Source organism: Paenibacillus sp. BAC0078, assembly GCF_054483875.1.
On record NZ_JBTLRW010000002.1, the window covers coordinates 320,017 to 336,470 of the forward strand.

Annotated in this window: 14 protein-coding genes; 11 read left to right on the plus strand and 3 right to left on the minus strand. The window is 53.4% G+C overall.

Going from position 1 to position 16,454, the window contains the following annotated elements; all coding sequences use genetic code 11:
- Positions 1-476: 476 nt before the first annotated feature.
- On the minus strand, positions 477-1,640 hold the full coding sequence (locus ACX1DY_RS04890; RefSeq protein ID WP_458963075.1) for a stalk domain-containing protein: 1,164 nt from the start codon (positions 1,638-1,640) through the stop codon (positions 477-479).
- Between the two features lie 205 nt (positions 1,641-1,845).
- Between ACX1DY_RS04890 and ACX1DY_RS04895 the strand changes: the two genes are divergently transcribed.
- Both ACX1DY_RS04895 and ACX1DY_RS04900 read left to right on the plus strand, forming a co-directional pair.
- A complete protein-coding gene (locus tag ACX1DY_RS04895) occupies positions 1,846-2,418 on the plus strand; it encodes a GNAT family N-acetyltransferase (RefSeq protein WP_458963076.1) in 573 nt (190 codons plus the stop codon).
- A gap of 6 nt (positions 2,419-2,424) precedes the next feature.
- Positions 2,425-3,342 (plus strand): helix-turn-helix transcriptional regulator, encoded by a 918-nt coding sequence (locus ACX1DY_RS04900; RefSeq protein WP_458963077.1) that lies wholly within the window; start codon positions 2,425-2,427, stop codon positions 3,340-3,342.
- A gap of 127 nt (positions 3,343-3,469) precedes the next feature.
- Here the strand turns inward: ACX1DY_RS04900 and ACX1DY_RS04905 are convergent, their stop codons facing one another.
- The gene (locus ACX1DY_RS04905; RefSeq protein ID WP_458963078.1) at positions 3,470-4,630 is read right to left on the minus strand and encodes a glycosyltransferase family 4 protein; all 1,161 of its coding nucleotides are present in this window, start codon (positions 4,628-4,630) and stop codon (positions 3,470-3,472) included.
- A 145-nt stretch (positions 4,631-4,775) separates the two neighbouring features.
- Between ACX1DY_RS04905 and ACX1DY_RS04910 the strand changes: the two genes are divergently transcribed.
- The 6 genes from ACX1DY_RS04910 (at position 4,776) to ACX1DY_RS04935 (ending at position 10,620) form a co-directional block, all read left to right on the plus strand.
- On the plus strand, positions 4,776-5,495 hold the full coding sequence (locus tag ACX1DY_RS04910) for a lantibiotic protection ABC transporter ATP-binding protein (RefSeq protein WP_458963079.1): 720 nt from the start codon (positions 4,776-4,778) through the stop codon (positions 5,493-5,495).
- Positions 5,488-6,246, plus strand: coding sequence for a lantibiotic immunity ABC transporter MutE/EpiE family permease subunit (locus ACX1DY_RS04915; RefSeq protein ID WP_458963080.1), 759 nt, complete (start codon positions 5,488-5,490; stop codon positions 6,244-6,246). Before ACX1DY_RS04910 ends, ACX1DY_RS04915 begins: the two co-directional genes overlap by 8 nt.
- Position 6,247: 1 nt before the next feature.
- A complete protein-coding gene (locus ACX1DY_RS04920) occupies positions 6,248-7,012 on the plus strand; it encodes a lantibiotic immunity ABC transporter MutG family permease subunit (protein ID WP_458963081.1) in 765 nt (254 codons plus the stop codon).
- Between the two features lie 20 nt (positions 7,013-7,032).
- Positions 7,033-7,719 carry a response regulator transcription factor gene (locus ACX1DY_RS04925; RefSeq protein WP_458963082.1) on the plus strand — a complete coding sequence of 229 codons (687 nt, stop codon included), beginning with the start codon at positions 7,033-7,035 and terminating at the stop codon, positions 7,717-7,719.
- A 15-nt stretch (positions 7,720-7,734) separates the two neighbouring features.
- On the plus strand, positions 7,735-9,165 hold the full coding sequence (locus tag ACX1DY_RS04930; protein ID WP_458963083.1) for a sensor histidine kinase: 1,431 nt from the start codon (positions 7,735-7,737) through the stop codon (positions 9,163-9,165).
- 138 nt (positions 9,166-9,303) lie between these two features.
- The gene (locus ACX1DY_RS04935) at positions 9,304-10,620 is read left to right on the plus strand and encodes an MFS transporter (RefSeq protein ID WP_458963084.1); all 1,317 of its coding nucleotides are present in this window, start codon (positions 9,304-9,306) and stop codon (positions 10,618-10,620) included.
- 170 nt (positions 10,621-10,790) lie between these two features.
- On the opposite strand, the gene ACX1DY_RS04940 is transcribed toward ACX1DY_RS04935, so the two are convergent.
- Positions 10,791-11,771 carry a zinc dependent phospholipase C family protein gene (locus tag ACX1DY_RS04940; RefSeq protein ID WP_458963085.1) on the minus strand — a complete coding sequence of 327 codons (981 nt, stop codon included), beginning with the start codon at positions 11,769-11,771 and terminating at the stop codon, positions 10,791-10,793.
- A gap of 193 nt (positions 11,772-11,964) precedes the next feature.
- On the opposite strand from ACX1DY_RS04940, the gene ACX1DY_RS04945 reads away from it, so the two are divergent.
- The 3 genes from ACX1DY_RS04945 (at position 11,965) to ACX1DY_RS04955 (ending at position 16,410) form a co-directional block, all read left to right on the plus strand.
- A complete protein-coding gene (locus ACX1DY_RS04945) occupies positions 11,965-12,381 on the plus strand; it encodes a VOC family protein (protein WP_458963086.1) in 417 nt (138 codons plus the stop codon).
- 380 nt (positions 12,382-12,761) lie between these two features.
- Positions 12,762-14,453, plus strand: a complete 1,692-nt coding sequence (locus ACX1DY_RS04950; protein ID WP_458963087.1) for a methyl-accepting chemotaxis protein — start codon at positions 12,762-12,764, stop codon at positions 14,451-14,453.
- Between the two features lie 172 nt (positions 14,454-14,625).
- Positions 14,626-16,410 carry an aminopeptidase P family protein gene (locus ACX1DY_RS04955; RefSeq protein WP_458963088.1) on the plus strand — a complete coding sequence of 595 codons (1,785 nt, stop codon included), beginning with the start codon at positions 14,626-14,628 and terminating at the stop codon, positions 16,408-16,410.
- The last annotated feature ends 44 nt before the right edge of the window (positions 16,411-16,454 follow it).

Sequence of the window (16,454 nt, forward strand, 5' to 3'; positions counted from 1 at the left end):
AGCATCGACGGCCTATTTTGGCGCTAAATGTACTTCGTACATTTAAAAACGCAAAAAATAGGTTATTTCAGAAGATACCTGCATTTCATACAACTATTTGGACGGGATTCGGCGATTGGAGCCTAATTGTTCTATTCTAGCTGCAGCAAATACAACTAAAGTTGGGAAGCAGCCATTTTTGTCTAAAATAACTGCAGCAAATACATTTATATTGCTCCTGCCGGACTCCAGCCGAGATTCAGGTTACGTACCAGTTCTGTGCAATCCGACGCCACTCCTATGCAGATCTGCCTCAGTCCCAAGCAGTTTCGCACCATTCCCGTACAATCCCGCACCACTTCTGTTCCATGCCACTCCCGTTTCGCCAATCGCCCCGCGAACTTCCACCAATATACCTGCGTTGCCTAGCAGTTCTCCGCAAGAGCTGGAAAAGTTCCGGCCCCTGAGCTTTCCCCACTGCCGTGTTTACAGAAGGTTTACTTCCCTGCCGGTAAAGTGTAGGTATACGTCTGATCCTTGCCCCCGGTGTTATATCCGGTAAAGGTCAAGGTGTTGCCGCTGCGACCCGTCAGGCGGATATAGTCACCGGGGAACATGCCGTCGGTCTGCTCCAGTACACGCTGCCGGTCGGCATCGACCAACTCCTTATAGAGCAGGGTTCGCGCGCCGGTGCTGCGGTTGACGAGTGTCAGAAAGGCCGTATCGCCGGGGCGGACCAGCAGTATATCCGAATACACAGCCTCAACGTTGTAGTATACATTCTTCGTAACAGTGCTGCCCATTAAGCGGGTCAAATTAATAGTTTCGCTGACTGCTCCTGAGCCGTCCTCAATCAGCCGCAGCGTCTGACCGTCATTTAGCACTAGCTTGCCATCTGACCAGAGAGCGGGTTCACTGAAGGTGGTATGAAAATCAGTATGGCTCTGGCGGATAATCATGCCGTTCTTCAAAATAAAGGTGTAATATCCATTGTAAATATGCGGTTCGCCGTAATTGTTGCCTACGCGCAGTACGGTCAGACCGCCCGGTGTCTGTTCGAAAGTAAAGTCTACAACATCCAATCCGCTGCCAAGGCTGGCGAGCTTGCGTTTTACATTTTTGCCGGAGGAGATGTACAGCTCGCCGGAATCGAGGGACACAGAGTAGACGGACCCGCCGAATGATTCAGAATAGCCGCGGTATATATGCAGACGATTTGCCTGAATTATATTTTTCTTGGTATCCCACCGAACTGGACCGCCTTCCAGCGCGGATACAATAAATTTAACCGGGACATAGAGCTCTTTGTTGTACATATAGGGAATGCCGCCAATGTCGATCTTCTTTCCATCAAGCACCCCGGTACGGCTGCCAAGCTGTACGGTGAAGCTTTTCTCCCAGCCGCTAAAAACAGCACGTTTGCCCGAAGCCTCCCATTTGATCTCAATCCCGGCGGCGCTCACCATGGAGGCTGGCATATAAGCGATGCCATTTTTGACTTGCCCATCTCCCATTGCAGCAGTGGACAGGGTTGTGCCATTGTTATAGGTCAGCATAACCTGTACGGTTGCAGGCGATGCAGCCGAAGCCGGGGGCGGTGTTGCAGCGGATAAGAGCAGGAGGGATAGGGCGGAGAGCAGCAGCAGTTTTTTTACTTTCAATGAAGTTCATCCTTTCAGGATTAATTATGAGGACTTATCTCCAGTGCGCGACTGTTCATTAGACGGAATTAAGAATAGAAAGTTTCGGTAAAATTTGACTTTAAAAAGAAAATAGATTGTAAATTATGGGTTCGGATTGCTATATTGTGGTGTGGATCAAAAACAAAGCACCGACTAAAATACATATGTGGAGATGGATACAAGGATGAAAGAGATGGAAACGCAGCGATTAACGATAAGGGTCTTTAAGCCGGAGGACTGGGAGGACTTGCACGAATATCTCTCACAGGAAGAGGTTGTGAAGTACGAGCCTTACGGTGTTTTTGATGAAAAGGGCAGCAGAGACGAGGCGATCAGACGCTCTACGGATCATGCTTTTTGGGCGGTATGCCTGAGGGATACGGGCAAGTTGATCGGCAACCTGTATTTTCAGCAGCAGGAGCCGGAGCAGTTCCAGACCTGGGAGCTTGGTTATGTGTTTAATAGTCAATTTCAGAGGAGCGGCTATGCGGTAGAGGCCTGCAACCGGCTGCTGGAGTATGGATTCGGCGAATTGCATATTCGAAGAGTAGTGGCCCACTGCGATCCGCGCAACACTCCTTCCTGGCGGCTTCTTGAGCGGCTGCAGCTTCGGCGGGAGGGGCATTTTCTACAGACCGGATATTTCAAAACCGCTGCCGACGGCCAGCCGCTATGGCATGATACCTACGCATATGGGGTGCTTGGACAGGAATGGCTGGGCAGTCATCAAGAAGCAGCGGGCAAGGAACAGGGATAGCAGAAGATGAAAATCGACCGCTTGCTGGGGATCGTAGTCTACCTGCTTAATCGTGATACGGTCAGCGCCCGGGTCCTGGCTGAGAAGTTCGAGGTGTCGCCGCGCACCATCCAGCGTGATATTGAGTCGATCAGTCTTGCGGGAATTCCCGTTGGCTCGCTGCAGGGGCAAAGCGGGGGATACTATATTGTGGACAGCTTCAAAATGAACCGGCAGCTGCTGCAGGCTGAGGATTATGCTATTATTGTGGCTGCGCTTAAAGGCCTGCTCTCCGGGTATGACAGTCTGCGGGGGCAGGACACGGTGGAGAAGATGACGGCTCTCTTGCCAGACAAAGCGGTGCTTGGGCAAGCATTTCAACTGAACCTGGGTGTGCTGCGCGAAGGAGGAAATACGGCTGGGGACATCGCTATATTGGAGCAGGCCATAAAAGAGAAAACGATGATCCGGTTTCAGTATACGGATGCACGAAATATAGTTTCTGGCAGACGTGTGGAGCCGCTGATTCTGACCTACAAATGGTATGCCTGGTATTTGTTCGCTTATTGCTGCGATAAGCAGGATTACCGGCTGTTCCGCGTCTCGCGGATGCGGCAGGTTGCTTCGATGTCGAAGCCTTTTATCACTACTCATGCGGACGCGGAAGATCTGCTGGCAGCTCACACGGATCACCGGCACAGCATTAACGTGAAGCTACTTTGTCCGGCAGAGGGCAGGGTGCTGCTGGAGGAGGCTTTTCCAAATGCAGAAGTGCTGGAGGTCCGTGGAGAAGGGCTGGTGATGTCTTTCACCGTTCCAGATGAGGAAAACGGCTGGTTCGGACGGCTGCTGGAACACAGTGATCTGATTGCTGTGCTTGAGCCTGAGAGCCTCAGGGAGAGAATGCGCAGTCTGGCAGAGCGGATTGTGAAGAAATATGACTGAAATGACGGCAGACATCCAAGTTGTTATCAGTGTGAACTAACACAAAAAAACTATTGATCTCCTTAGCTTAGAAGGCTAGGGCAGTCAATAGTTTTTTGTGTGTTAACAGACTTGCGCCGATCTGCCGCTACGCCGTAAATATCCCCGCTCCGCTCTTCACGCGTCTGCTATCAATGACTTCCTCATAATCGCGGATCAGTCCGTCGAAAATCTGCTCCCAGGAGCGGCCAAGCGCTGCTCTCCGTCCCTCAATACCCATAGCTGCCCGCAGCACGGGCTGATCGGCTATTCTGCTGATTTCCTCCACCAGCGCCCCCGGATTCTGCGGCTCAAACAGCCTGCCGGTGACCCCGGGTGTGATTAGTTCTTTGCTTCCACCTGCACCGGCGGCAATGACCGGGAGACCTGAAGCCATTGCTTCGAGCACCACGTTGCCGAAGGTTTCCGTTCTGGACGGAAAGACAAACAGGTCGCCGGAGGCGTACAGCTCCGCCAGCTCCTCGCCGTGCTTGGCTCCGGTGAAGGTAACATTGTGAGGTGCGTTCGCCCGCAGCTCAGGCAGCAGCGGACCGTCGCCGACTACAAGCAAGTGGACTCCGGCTGCGAGGGATTCCGGCAGCTGCCGCATGGCCTGGAGCAGGGTGGCGATATTTTTTTCCGGAGCAATCCGTCCAACATAGAGTAATACCAGCGGCGCAGAAATTCCATACTGCTCCCGTACTCTGCCAGTGTTGCGTTTGTCGGGGGAGTACATCCGGCAGTCAATTCCTCTGGACCAGAGCTTCAGCCGCTCAATACCTTGCCGAGAAAGTGTGCTGACCGTTTCCTGGGACGGGGCAAAGGTGGCGTCGCAGGACCGGTGGAACCATTTCATGTATTTCCAGTAAAGGGGAACAATCGGGCGCATCCGGTAATATTCGAGATAACGGTCGAAGTGGGTATGGTAAGAAGCTACGTGAGGAAGGCCGTGCTTATGTGCATAACGGAGGCCGCATAGGCCAATGTTGAACGGCGTGGCCATATGCAGCAGATCAGGCTGGAACGATTTCAACTGGTTCTGGATAGAAGACATGCTTGGCAGGGCCAGCCTGCATTCGGGGTACAGAAAAAAAGGGATGCTGGCAACAGGACGCACCGGATCGGGATAACTGTCCTCCGGAGCGGATTTCGGCGTGAACAGCAGATGCTCAATCCCCCGGCGGTTCAAATGTCCGGTTAAGCGGCTAAGCGTGCGGGCTACACCATTCGTCTGCGGCAGAAACGTGTCTGTGAATAAGGCTAGGCGCATGGAATCCCTCCCTGTGTTCTTCTTGCCCTGATCTTAGCAAGCGAATATTTCAAGGGCGTTAACCGGGGGTTAAAGAACAAACATTATAAAATCTTTATTTTCTCTGATTAAGCTGTGTTCAGACAGATAAGAGAGGATGAGAGAAATGCAGTCATATATTTTGGAAACCAAGCAGTTAAGCAAGCGGTTCAAGCGGCAGTCGGCTGTGGAGAATGTCTCGCTGAGTATCCCGAGGGGAGCGATTTACGGTCTGCTTGGACCGAATGGTGCCGGCAAGACGACAACCTTGAAAATGATTACAGGACTTTTGCGTCCAAGCGAAGGGCAGATTTTGCTGGGAGGCAAGCCTTGGGAGAGACGGCAGCTTGACCGGATCGGTGCATTGATTGAAGCCCCCGCGCTCTACGGGAACCTTACGGCCCGCGAGAATTTGCGGGTGCATGCCAAGCTGCTCAAGCTGCCCCCGCAGAGGATAGAAGAGGTGCTGAATACTGTGGATTTAAAAGATACCGGCTCCAAAAGGGCTTCACAGTTCTCCCTTGGCATGAAGCAGCGGCTCGGCATCGCGATTGCCCTGCTGAACCGGCCGGAGCTGCTGATTCTGGATGAGCCGACGAACGGGCTGGACCCGCTCGGGATTCAGGAGCTGCGCGAGCTGATCCGCTCTTTTCCGGCGCAGGGCATCACGGTAATTCTCTCCAGCCACATTCTGTCCGAGGTCGAGCAGATCGCTGATCACATCGGCATAATTAGCGGCGGGCGGCTTGGCTATGAGAGCAAAATGCACAAAGGCGAGGATCTTGAAGCGTTGTTCATGCAGGTTGTTGCGCAGAACCGGGAACAGGAGGGGGTAAGGCATGCTTAATATCCTTCAGGCTGAGCATTTAAAATACAGACGCAGCTTTTCGGTGAAGCTGGTATGGGCCGCCCCGCTGTTCTTTGTGCTGTTTGCGCTTGTTGTCCTTCTCTTTCTTCCAGAAGGGGAGAGCATCCCGGGCAAAATGTTCCTCAGTATGGTGTTCAACTGGTGGCCGTTTATATTCGTGCCGCTGGGTACGGCCCTGCTCTGCGCGCTGGCGGAGGTCAGGGAACGCAAAGCCGGCAGCTACCGTGGTCTCCGGCTTCATAATATTCATCCATCAGCGCTGTGGTTCGGTAAAATTGCGGTGCTGGCCTACTATATGCTGCTGTCATCGCTGGGAACTATAATCACTGTTCTCATCGCAGGTCTTCTGATTACGGATGGAACACTTCCCGTGGGTAAGGTTGTCTACGCCAGTCTGCTCACCTGGCTGGTCTCACTGGGCCTGATTCCGCTCCAGCTGCTGGCAGCGGCGTGGAAGGGCATGGCAGCGTCTATGGGTCTTGGCGTTATAGGCATGTTCGCCGGAGTATTAACGGCTCCAAAGCCGAATTGGCTCTATGTGCCGTGGAGCTGGTCGCTGCGGCTGATGGGTTCGGTAGCTGGAGTGGGCCCGAACGGAGTTCCGCTTCTTTCCGGTGACCCGCTGCTGGACACCTCTGTGATTCCAGTGGGTATTGCAGTTTCCCTGCTGTTCTTTGTAATCTGCTCCTGGCTCACGGGAGTATGGTTTGCCCGAAGAGAGGTGAAATAAGATGCTGCTGCGTCTAGTTTCCTCCGACTGGCTCAAAACAAAGCGAACGCCGATCCGCTTGCTGACGGTTGCGGCGATTCTGGGTTATCCTGCGCTGCTCTTGTGGTATTTTGCCCGTCCGGCGCGTACGGCGGAGCTGCCCTATGTAATTCACCAGACCTTCTTTGACTCGGTCAGTATTGTTCTGCCAATTGGTACTGGCCTGCTTGCAGGTCTGCTGGCCGCCCAGGAAGAGAACGCCGGACATTTCAACGGCTTGCTCGGCCAGAATGCGTCAAGGACGCTGATCTATATAAGCAAGCTGCTTCTGCTCGTTATGCTGGTGGCAGTGTTCCTGTTCGGTTCCATGCTCCTGCTGCTGCTCGGGATGCGGTACATACTTCATCTGGAACAGCCCGGCGTAGAAATGTTTCTGATCAGCGGCTTGCTGGCGCTGGCGGGAAGTCTTGCTGTGTGCACATTCCATCTGTTCCTGGCGCTGGCTTACGGGCTTGGGGCTTCCATTGGTGCAGGGGGCGCGGGTCTGCTGGTTGCCGCCATTATAGGCACAACTTCCGTTGGCGATGCCATCTGGCCTTACGTGCCATGGTCCTGGCCGGCAAGGCTGGCCGGATTTCCGGCGGCCGCCATGCCCGGAAATCCCCTTTCGTTACTGCAGGATGGGCTGCTCCAGGGTCTGGTTCCGGCATGTATGGTATTCTTGATTGCAGCCGTTTGTAGTATACTATGGTTTTGCAGATGGGAAGGCCGCAAGAGCTACGAATAACAGAGGACAGGAGGGATAAGGTGAGCAGAATTCTGATCATCGACGACGAGGAGGCTTTAGTTAATCTGCTCGCGGATGAACTGCAGGCCAGGGGACATGAGGTGCTGACAGCCTATGACGGCATCGAAGGGGTCCGGCTTGCAGAGAGCGAACCGGAGCTTGTTATTCTCGACATCATGATGCCGGGGATGAGCGGCTTTGAGGTATGCCGCAGCATTCGCGATCAGGTAAGCTGCCCGATCATTTTCCTGAGCGCCAAGCAGTCGGAGGCAGACAGGGTTCGCGGCCTGACGCTTGGCGGAGACGATTATGTGGTCAAGCCCTTTGGCCTCCGCGAGCTGCTGGCCCGGATTGACGCCAACCTGCGGCGGGAGGAGCGTTCGCGGCAGAAGCCGCAGCAGATCAGCAGGCTGCGATTCGGCAAGCTGGAGCTAAGCCTCAAGGAACGGCTGGTAAGCATTGCAGGCGAGCCGGTTGCTCTGACCCGGCGGGAATATGACATTACCGAGCTGCTCGCGCTGCACGGCGGCCAGGTATTTTCGCGAGAGCATATCTATGAGAAGATCTGGGGCTACGATGCCGAAGGCGATGCTTCCACCGTGGTTGAGCATATCAAGAAGATACGAGCCAAGCTGGCCGCAGCCGATCCGTCTGGAGATTATATTTCCACCGTGTGGGGCATCGGATACAAATGGACAAATCAGTAAGCAAGGAGCTGCCGCATGAACAGAAAACCGCTTAAAACGCAGTTTCAACTGACTTTTACCTTTATTATTCTGTGCAGTGTGGTGGCGACAGTGATCACCTACGCGCTGGCCATAATGCTCTATATGCGGGTAGAGAACAAGCTGGTGTATCCCGGAAATCACTATGAGAAGCGGCTGCCTGCTATCGAAAGCTATATCAAGCAGGAGAAATCCGCTCTGCTTGACCCGTCTGCCAGGCAGGCGCTGGAAGCGGTGATTCCGGGTGAAGGGATCCACTATCAAGTGGTGGACGGAGATGCCCGTAAAATATACGGCACACTTGAGGATGTAAAGGTTCCGGACAGCGAGGCGCTATACAAGCTTTTTAACGAAACCAGCAGGATGCAGGGCGGGTATGTGGTGACGGTACCCATTATTGAATCGGGCGGTGTGATCAAAGGCGCGGTGATGTTGTCCTATGGGCTGCAGCCTACATACGTGCATAAATCCGGCAACTGGTGGCTGACGGTCATCTTCATCGGTGCGCTGCTGTCGCCGTTCATCTATATTATCCTGTTCACCCTGCTCTTCTCGCGGTTATTTACGAATAACATCAATAAGCCGCTGCGGCTGCTGATGGAGGCTGCGCGGAAGATTAAGGAGAAGGATCTCGATTTCGAAATCGGCTATCATTCGGACAATGAGTTGGGGCGGCTGTGCGGCGCTTTTGAAGAAATGAAGGCTGAGCTTCAGCAATCGCTCTCGGCGCAATGGCGGATGGAGCAGGAGCGTGTGGAAATGGTCGAAGCGCTGGCGCATGATCTGAAGGCTCCGCTGTCCATCATCAGCGGCTATACCGAAGCATTGATTGATTCCGGGGCGGGGGATGAGAAGCAGCAGCGTTATCTCGGCGTGATCCGGGAGAATGCGGACAAGAGCAGCGAGCTGGTGCGGCAGATGCAGTATACCTCCGATCTGGAGCGGACGGATTCCGTGCTCCAAGCGCAGACTTTTGAGCTCGCGCCTTTTCTGGAGCGGAAGATGAAGGTGTACGAGCTGGAGGCCGGACGGAAGGGCATTGAAATGCTTTTGCAGATGGCGGCTGCGGCGGGGATTTCGATATACACCGATGCGGATTTGCTGGAGCGCATTCTCGATAATGTGGTGATGAACAGTCTGGAATATACGCCGGACGGTGGCGTAATTTCAGTGTCGGTTAAGACAGAAGGGTACCGTATATTCTACGAGATCAGGGATACCGGTCCCGGGTTCAGCCGCAGAGATCTGGAGAAGGCTATGCAGAAATTTTACCGGGGGGATGACGCAAGGGGCAGCAGGGACGGACATTCCGGGCTTGGCCTTTATATTGCGGGACAGCTCGCAGCGAAGCTGGGCGGTTCCATTCAGCTAAGCAATGCACCCGCAGGCGGGGCATGTGTGGTTGTGGAGCATACAGGAGTCATTTGACTTTTCCGTTTCCTGTGAATTAATACTCCCCGAACATGGGCTGAATACCATGCTGACATTTTCTGTGTATACTCGATGCTGACGAATACAAGCTTGCATGGCTTGGAAAATTGGTTTGATGAGAGGGAAATGATCAGGATGAATAAATCTGCGGTACGCGCATGGCTCATGTATGACTGGGCGAATTCGGCCTATGCGACCACGGTATTGGCAGCAGTGCTGCCGATTTTTTACAGCTCGGTGGCGGCGAAGGGACTTGGCGAAAATACAGCCGCTTCCTATCTGGCTTACACACACGCCGTTGGCATGGCGCTGGTTGCGCTGGTGTCACCGCTGCTCGGTGCTATTTCCGACGTTTCGGGCCGCAAAACAAGCTTTTTGACCGTGTTTGCACTGCTTGGCATCGTTTCTACTATGGGGTTTGCCCTGGTCGGCGAAGGGGACTGGCTGCTCGCTTCATCGCTGCTCGTCCTGTCCACACTCGGGTTCGCCGGGAGTCTGACCTTCTATGATTCCATGCTGCCTGACCTGGTTCCCTCCGGTAAAAGGGATGATGTCTCGGCCAAAGGCTATGCCATCGGCTATGTCGGCGGAGGTGTGCTGCTGGCGGTCAATCTGCTGATGATCCAGCAGCCGGAATTGTTTGGCATGAAGGATACGCTGATGGGAACACGGGCTTCGTTCGTATCCGTAGGGCTATGGTGGCTGATTTTCTCCATTCCGGTTATCCACCGTGTGCCTAATCTCCCCCGGCAGCTGACCGGCTTAAGCGCAGGAGGATATGTGCGCGCGGCAGGGCGGAGAATCATCGGATCATACCGTGATATCAAGCGCTACCCTGAGCTGGTCCGGCTGATTGCTGCCTTCTGGTTCTACAATGACGGGATCAACACGATCATATTGATGGCTACGATCTATGGGACGACGCTGGGAATCGGTTCAAGCGATCTGATTCTGGCCCTGCTGATTACCCAGTTTGTCGGCTTTCCAAGCACCATACTGCTGGGCAAAACGGCGGAGCGCTTCGGAGCTAAGAAGATGCTGCTAATCTCGCTGTTCGTTTATTTGCTGATTGTGCTCCTCGGCTTCGGTATGACGAGTGCCACGCATTTCTACATTCTGGCGATCATGGTAGGACTGGTGCAGGGAGGCAGCCAATCCATTTCGCGTTCCTTGCTCAGCGACTTGATGCCGCCTAAGCGGACAGGGGAGCTCTTTGGCTTTGTGAATATTACAAGCAAGTTCTCTTCCATCTTCGGCCCGTTTGTCTTTGGCCTGGTCGGCCAGCTCACCGGGAATCCGAGACTGGGCATCCTCTCTCTGCTGCTGTTCTTCGGGCTTGGCATTGCCATTGTACTGAAGCTCGACGTAAACCGGGGCAAACAGGATGCGCTGCACAGCGAAGAGCCGCTCGCCCCCTCTCCGCTTCCGGTGCATGGGACGGCAGAAGCATGACCGGTATACAAATGGTTGTATCGTGAGTCCGCGAGAGCTCCGGTTCATTCGAATGTGACACCTGCCGCTATGCAAGCGGCAGGTGTTTGTGCTGTAAAGAAAGGCAACACAAAAACAGACCTCCCTGCGGAGATCTGTTTTGGATCAGCCTTCCAAGCGGCAGCAGGCGATCAGGAAATGATGCCTGCTTCCCAGATCGGCTCGGCATACAGATTCTTCAGCTTGCTGCTGCATTCCTTGCCGGTATCGTAGGAACGGTCGCCCAGCACATGCTTGAAATGCTCCTGTGTCCGTGCAGCCTCCGCCGGCACGGTGCTGTTCACCCATGCGGAGAGCGCCCGCAGCACCGCCCGGCCTTCCGAAAGCGCCTCCTCCCACAGGTCCCAGACGCTTTCGGTCCGCACTTCGGAGTAGAGTGCGGAATGCCGCCACTCGCCATGCTTTTCGTTCAAATAATCAAGCCGTTCCTCGGCAGGGGATGGCTGTGCGGAGAACAGGCGGCGGGCTTTGCCCCATAGCAGCGCCTTCTTCCAGCCCTTTGGATCGAACAGGCATTTATGAGCCAGCAGCATATCCAGATAAGCCTCCTGCCAGATTTCCATCGGGAGCCGTTTGGCTTCCGGGTACCAGGCAGCGGCGGTTTCGTGGAGAATCGTATGAATAGAGAAGGGCATCTGGGAGCCGACGTTGATTTTTTTCCAGGAGGCGTTTCGCCAGGTATCCAGCTGCTTCAGCCGCTTCATGAACAGGGTGTCGAGGACAATCTCAAAGCGCTGGTGATCCCGGTGCTTGTAGCCCGCCTTCCAATTAATATAAGGATGAAGATTCCGGTCCAGCAGATGATGGGTAAGGAACCCGAGGAAATACTGCTGCGCTTCCTTCATCTCGGCAGGGGGAAGCGAAAGGGTCCGCTGCCAGAATTCTATTAATACCGGCCCGCAATTCTCCGTGTGCATGAGGTCGCCTAGCCGGAGCGCCGGGGTATCCTTTTTCCAGGGAAGAAAGCTGTGATACAGCAGAAAATCCGGTCCTTGGCAGCCAAGCTGATACAGCTCGGGACGATCCCTCATATCCGCCAGAAAAGAAAACTCCTCTCTGAACTCCTCCGCGAGCTGCTGTCCGTATTCAAGATGCATCCAAATGTTCGGCATTCCTTTCACCCTCCCGTCTTATTTATCTCCAGCATACAGGCCGCGTGTTAGAAGAGATTGAATAATGCTCAAGCCAATTGTAATTCTTGTTGTGAAAAAATAATACACCCGAATCCGGCTGTTATCAACTTTAGCGGATATTGCGCTATAATCATGTGGTAACACTCAAAATACATGCAGAGGTGATCAGAAAATGGGATTTCAGGCTCGTCAGTTGTTTGTCAATTTGCCGGTAAGCGATCTGCAGGCGTCGATTAACTTTTTTACCGCACTCGGTTTCGAGTTCAACCCGCAGTATACCGATGAGAACGCCACATGCATGATTATTAATGAGAACACTTTTGCCATGCTGCTGAAGAACGAATTCTTTAAGACCTTTGTATCCAAGGAAATCGTCGACACCTCCCGCCACACCGAAGTGATTCTGGCTTTCTCTGCAACGAGCAGAGCTGAGGTGGACGAGCTGGTTCACAAGGCGCTGGACGCCGGAGGCAAGAAGTATAATGACCCGGTAGACCACGGCTTTATGTACAGCTGGAGCTTCCAGGACATCGACGGCCATCTGTGGGAGATCGTGTACATGGAAGAAAGCACAGCGGAAAACGCATAGCAGACATCCATGCCGCTCTTTTACGGCACTTCAGACGATGAAATTTCATAGAAGAATAATTATCAAAGTAATCTAGTCCTATTCGCCATGCCCGGTGGATAGGACTTTACCTTTTTTGTTAACATTTTCGCAACAGATTCTTTACGATCTGCATACAAAAGCTAGGAGTTTCGTTAATATCCAGCTCCTACAATGAGTGTGTTAGTAAAATATACCTATTGTAATACGAAGTTTGAGATGAAGGGATGATTCGTTTGAAGGGAAACCCGCTGCACTTTTCTATGAAATGGAAGCTGATTTTAAGTTTTTCCGCCATTACGCTTATTTTTCTGGGGGTGGCACTGTACCAAGGGAATAAGATCAGCGAGGTAGAGCGTTCCATGGAAAAGCAAAAAACGGAGATGGAAAAAAGAATCACCGTCTCAACGATCACCCAGTTGCTGCAGGAGATGAACCGGGCGGAAAGTGCGCTTGCCGAGTCGAGTGATGTGGAGCTGGCCGGGCAATTTAAGGACAAGCAGCAGCAGCTTGCCTCTGAACTGGCGAAAGTGAATTTTGAGGCAGATACGCCTGCCTTCAAGGTGCTTCAACAATTGCGGACCCAAACCGGAGAATATAAAGGGATCTTTGACAAACTGCTTGGGGTGATGGGAGATGCCAGCCTCGATCCATTGACTGTGCTGGAACAAATTGATGACTTACATACGAAGGCAGCGGCACTCAGCCAAGCCATGCTGAAGACGAATGGCGAGCTGTATACGGCGGCTGCCGATAATGCCGAGAAGGCGCAAAGTTATTCTTTTCTTATGCTGGACCATACGGTATCCATCGTTGTTTATGCGGCAGTGGGCGTATTCCTCTTCACCTTGCTGCTCGCCTGGATGCTGATCCGCTCTTTCATGACACCGGTCGGCAAGCTGCAGGCGGCTCTCAAGGAGATTTCCGAAGGGGATCTGCGGCAGCAGATCAACTCCCCCTACAATGATGAGCTTGGACGGCTTAGCCACCATTTCGATCATATGGTGAGCCGGGTCCGCGATATGCTGCGGCAGACCTTGTCTGCGGCTTCATCGCTTGCGGATTATTCCCATTCCTTCCAGCAGTCCTCTGCAATCACCGCCCACGCCAATCAGGAGATCCTCCGTACGATACAGGAAATCTCCGTGGGAGCCGGACAGCAGGCGGTGCAGTCTGAACAGAGCTCAGAGCTGCTGCAGGAGCTGGAACGCGAGGTTCATGAAATTACCGATCATACCGATGTGATGCTCACGACCAGCGAAACGGCTAACCGGAATACACGCAAGGGCTCCGAGACGGTCACTGCGCTGCGGGAGATTTCACAGCAGTCCCGCACTTCCATTAATAAGGTATATGAGGCACTGGAAAAGCTGGTTCAGCAGTCGGGAGATATTTCGCGCATCACCAATTCCATTACGGAGATCTCCAAGCAGACGAATATCCTGTCCCTGAACGCCGCCATTGAAGCAGCACGGGCCGGCGCTTCAGGCAAGGGCTTTGCCGTGATCGCTGATGAGGTTCGGCATCTATCCGTACAGACGAACGATTCATCCATACATATCAGCCGGATTATCAGTGAGCTGCAGATCAGCATGGCGGATTTCCAGCAATACATGCTGGAAACCAAAAAAAGCCTGGAGGACCAGGATCATCAGGTAGCAGAGACCCTGGCTTCCTTCGGGGCCATTGACGAATCAATTACCGGAATTAGCCGCCAGATTGGACAAATTCATCAGAAGGTGGAGCAGACCCGGAAGATCAACTCCCGGCTGGCTGAATCCGTACATTCTGTAGCTTCCGTAGCCGAGCAGACCGCAGCGGGCGTGCAGGAGGTCAATGCTTCCAGCACCCAGCAGGATCAGGCGATCAGCGATATTGCCCGGCAGGCGGTAGAGATCAATGAAATATCGCAGCAGCTTTTTAAAGAAATTAATGTGTTCAAAATCGAAGAGCAAACCGCGCCGGATACCCCGGCTGGTCTGCTGCTGATCATGGATGAACCCGCCCATGAAGATGCCGAAACTACAGGCAAGCTGCTTGCGGTCGGAGAGTGAAGGAAATGAAAGCCCGCCCCGCGGGCTTTTGCTGTATTCATAATCAGTTTCATGATCGGATTTCTTTGGAAGGAACTGGTATATTTATTCTTGATTTATCTGCACTAACGGACGTACACTGGGGAAAGTTGAAATAATAGATTCCACATTTTACCTCAAGGAGACGTTACACATGGAAACCCGAGAAAAGCTGTCTTTGCTGCGGCAGTGGATGGACAAAGAAAACATTGATGTTTGCTACGTGCCCAGCAGCGACGCCCATATGAGCGAGTATGTAGGAGAGCATTGGAAAAGCAGAGAGTGGATAAGCGGATTTACCGGATCGGCGGGAACGGTGGTTATTCTCAAGGAGAGCGCCGGCCTATGGACGGACGGGCGTTACTTCATTCAGGCGGCACAGGAACTGGAAGGCTCCGGGATTACGCTGTTCAAAATGGGTGAGCCCGGCGTGCCTACTATAGAGGAATGGCTGAAAGAAAATCTCCCCTCCGGCAGTCGCTTGGCAGTGGATGGCAGAACCGTGTCCATACGGACTATGGAGACCTTGTCCAAGGCCACCGAAGGCAAAAATATTGTATTCCTCACGGACAAAGACCCGATTGGTGCCATATGGCAGGACCGTCCGGAGATTCCAGGGGAAAGCATTTTTCTTCATGCTGAAGAACTGGCGGGCAAAAGCAGAGCAGAGAAGCTGACTCTGATCCGCACGGCCATGAAAAGTCATGGAGCGGATTATTACCTCCTGCCGGTGCTGGACGAGATTTGCTGGCTCTTGAATATACGCGGCCGGGATATTCTCTACAACCCCTATGTAACCTCATACGCAGTTGTGGGACCGGATTCCGCATGCCTGTTCACCGATCTCCGCAAGGTGCCGGAGGAAACGGTCCGCGCCTTGGCAGATGACGGAATCCGGGTGCAGGCTTATGAAGCCGTGTACGGCTATTTGCACGGATTGAAGGCTCCGGCGGCCCTCATTCTTGATCCTGGGAAAACCAATGTCCGACTCCGAACCTCCATTCCTGAGGCTATCCGGGTGATTGAAGCGCCCAGTCTGGTTACGCTGCTTAAGGCCGTCAAGAATGATACGGAAACCGGCCATATCCGGGACGCTTATCTCAAGGACTGCACCTCTTTGGTCCGCCTGTTCAAGTGGATCAAGGACAACGTGGCCCAGGGAGGCATTACCGAGCTGGATGTTGTGGAAAAGAGCCTGGAATTCCGCCAGGAGCTTCCTTTATTCCAGGAGTTTAGTTTTGCGGCCATTTCTGCCTACGGGGACCATGCAGCGATGATGCACTACAAGCCGGTTCCCGAAGGACAATATACCCTGCAGCCGGAAGGCTTCTTCCTACTGGATTCCGGCTGCCACTTCCATAATGGCACTACGGATATTACCCGGACCCTTGCGCTTGGACCGCTCACGGATGAGCAGAAAAAGGACTTTACCCTGGTGCTGAAATCCGTTATTGCCTTGTCCACTGCCCGGTTCCTGTACGGCTCCACCGGCTCCAGTCTGGATATTCTGGCCCGCAAGCCCTTGTGGGATAACGGACTGGATTACAAATGCGGCACCGGACATGGTGTAGGCTATTTCTCCAATGTCCATGAAGAGCCGCAGCGGTTCAGCCATAAGCCCAATATGGCAGTTCTGGAAAAAGGGATGCTCATTACTGTGGAACCCGGTGTCTACAAGGAAGGCCGCCACGGTATCCGGACGGAAAATACTCTGCTTGTAGTGGAGGATGAAACCACCGAGTTCGGCACCTTCTTCCGGTTCGAGGAGCTTTGCTATCTGCCGATTGACCGGGAAGCGATTCTTCCCTCCCTGCTGACTGATTCGGAGCGCAGCTGGCTTAACCTGTACCACCAGGAAGTATATGACCGCCTGAGCGGCACCGGCATGCTGAGTGCTGGAGACCTGGAGTGGCTGAAGCGGGAAACCGCAGCTATTTAATTCTCTGAACTTATAGCCAATTAAACAGCCTTGGTCCCGGATTC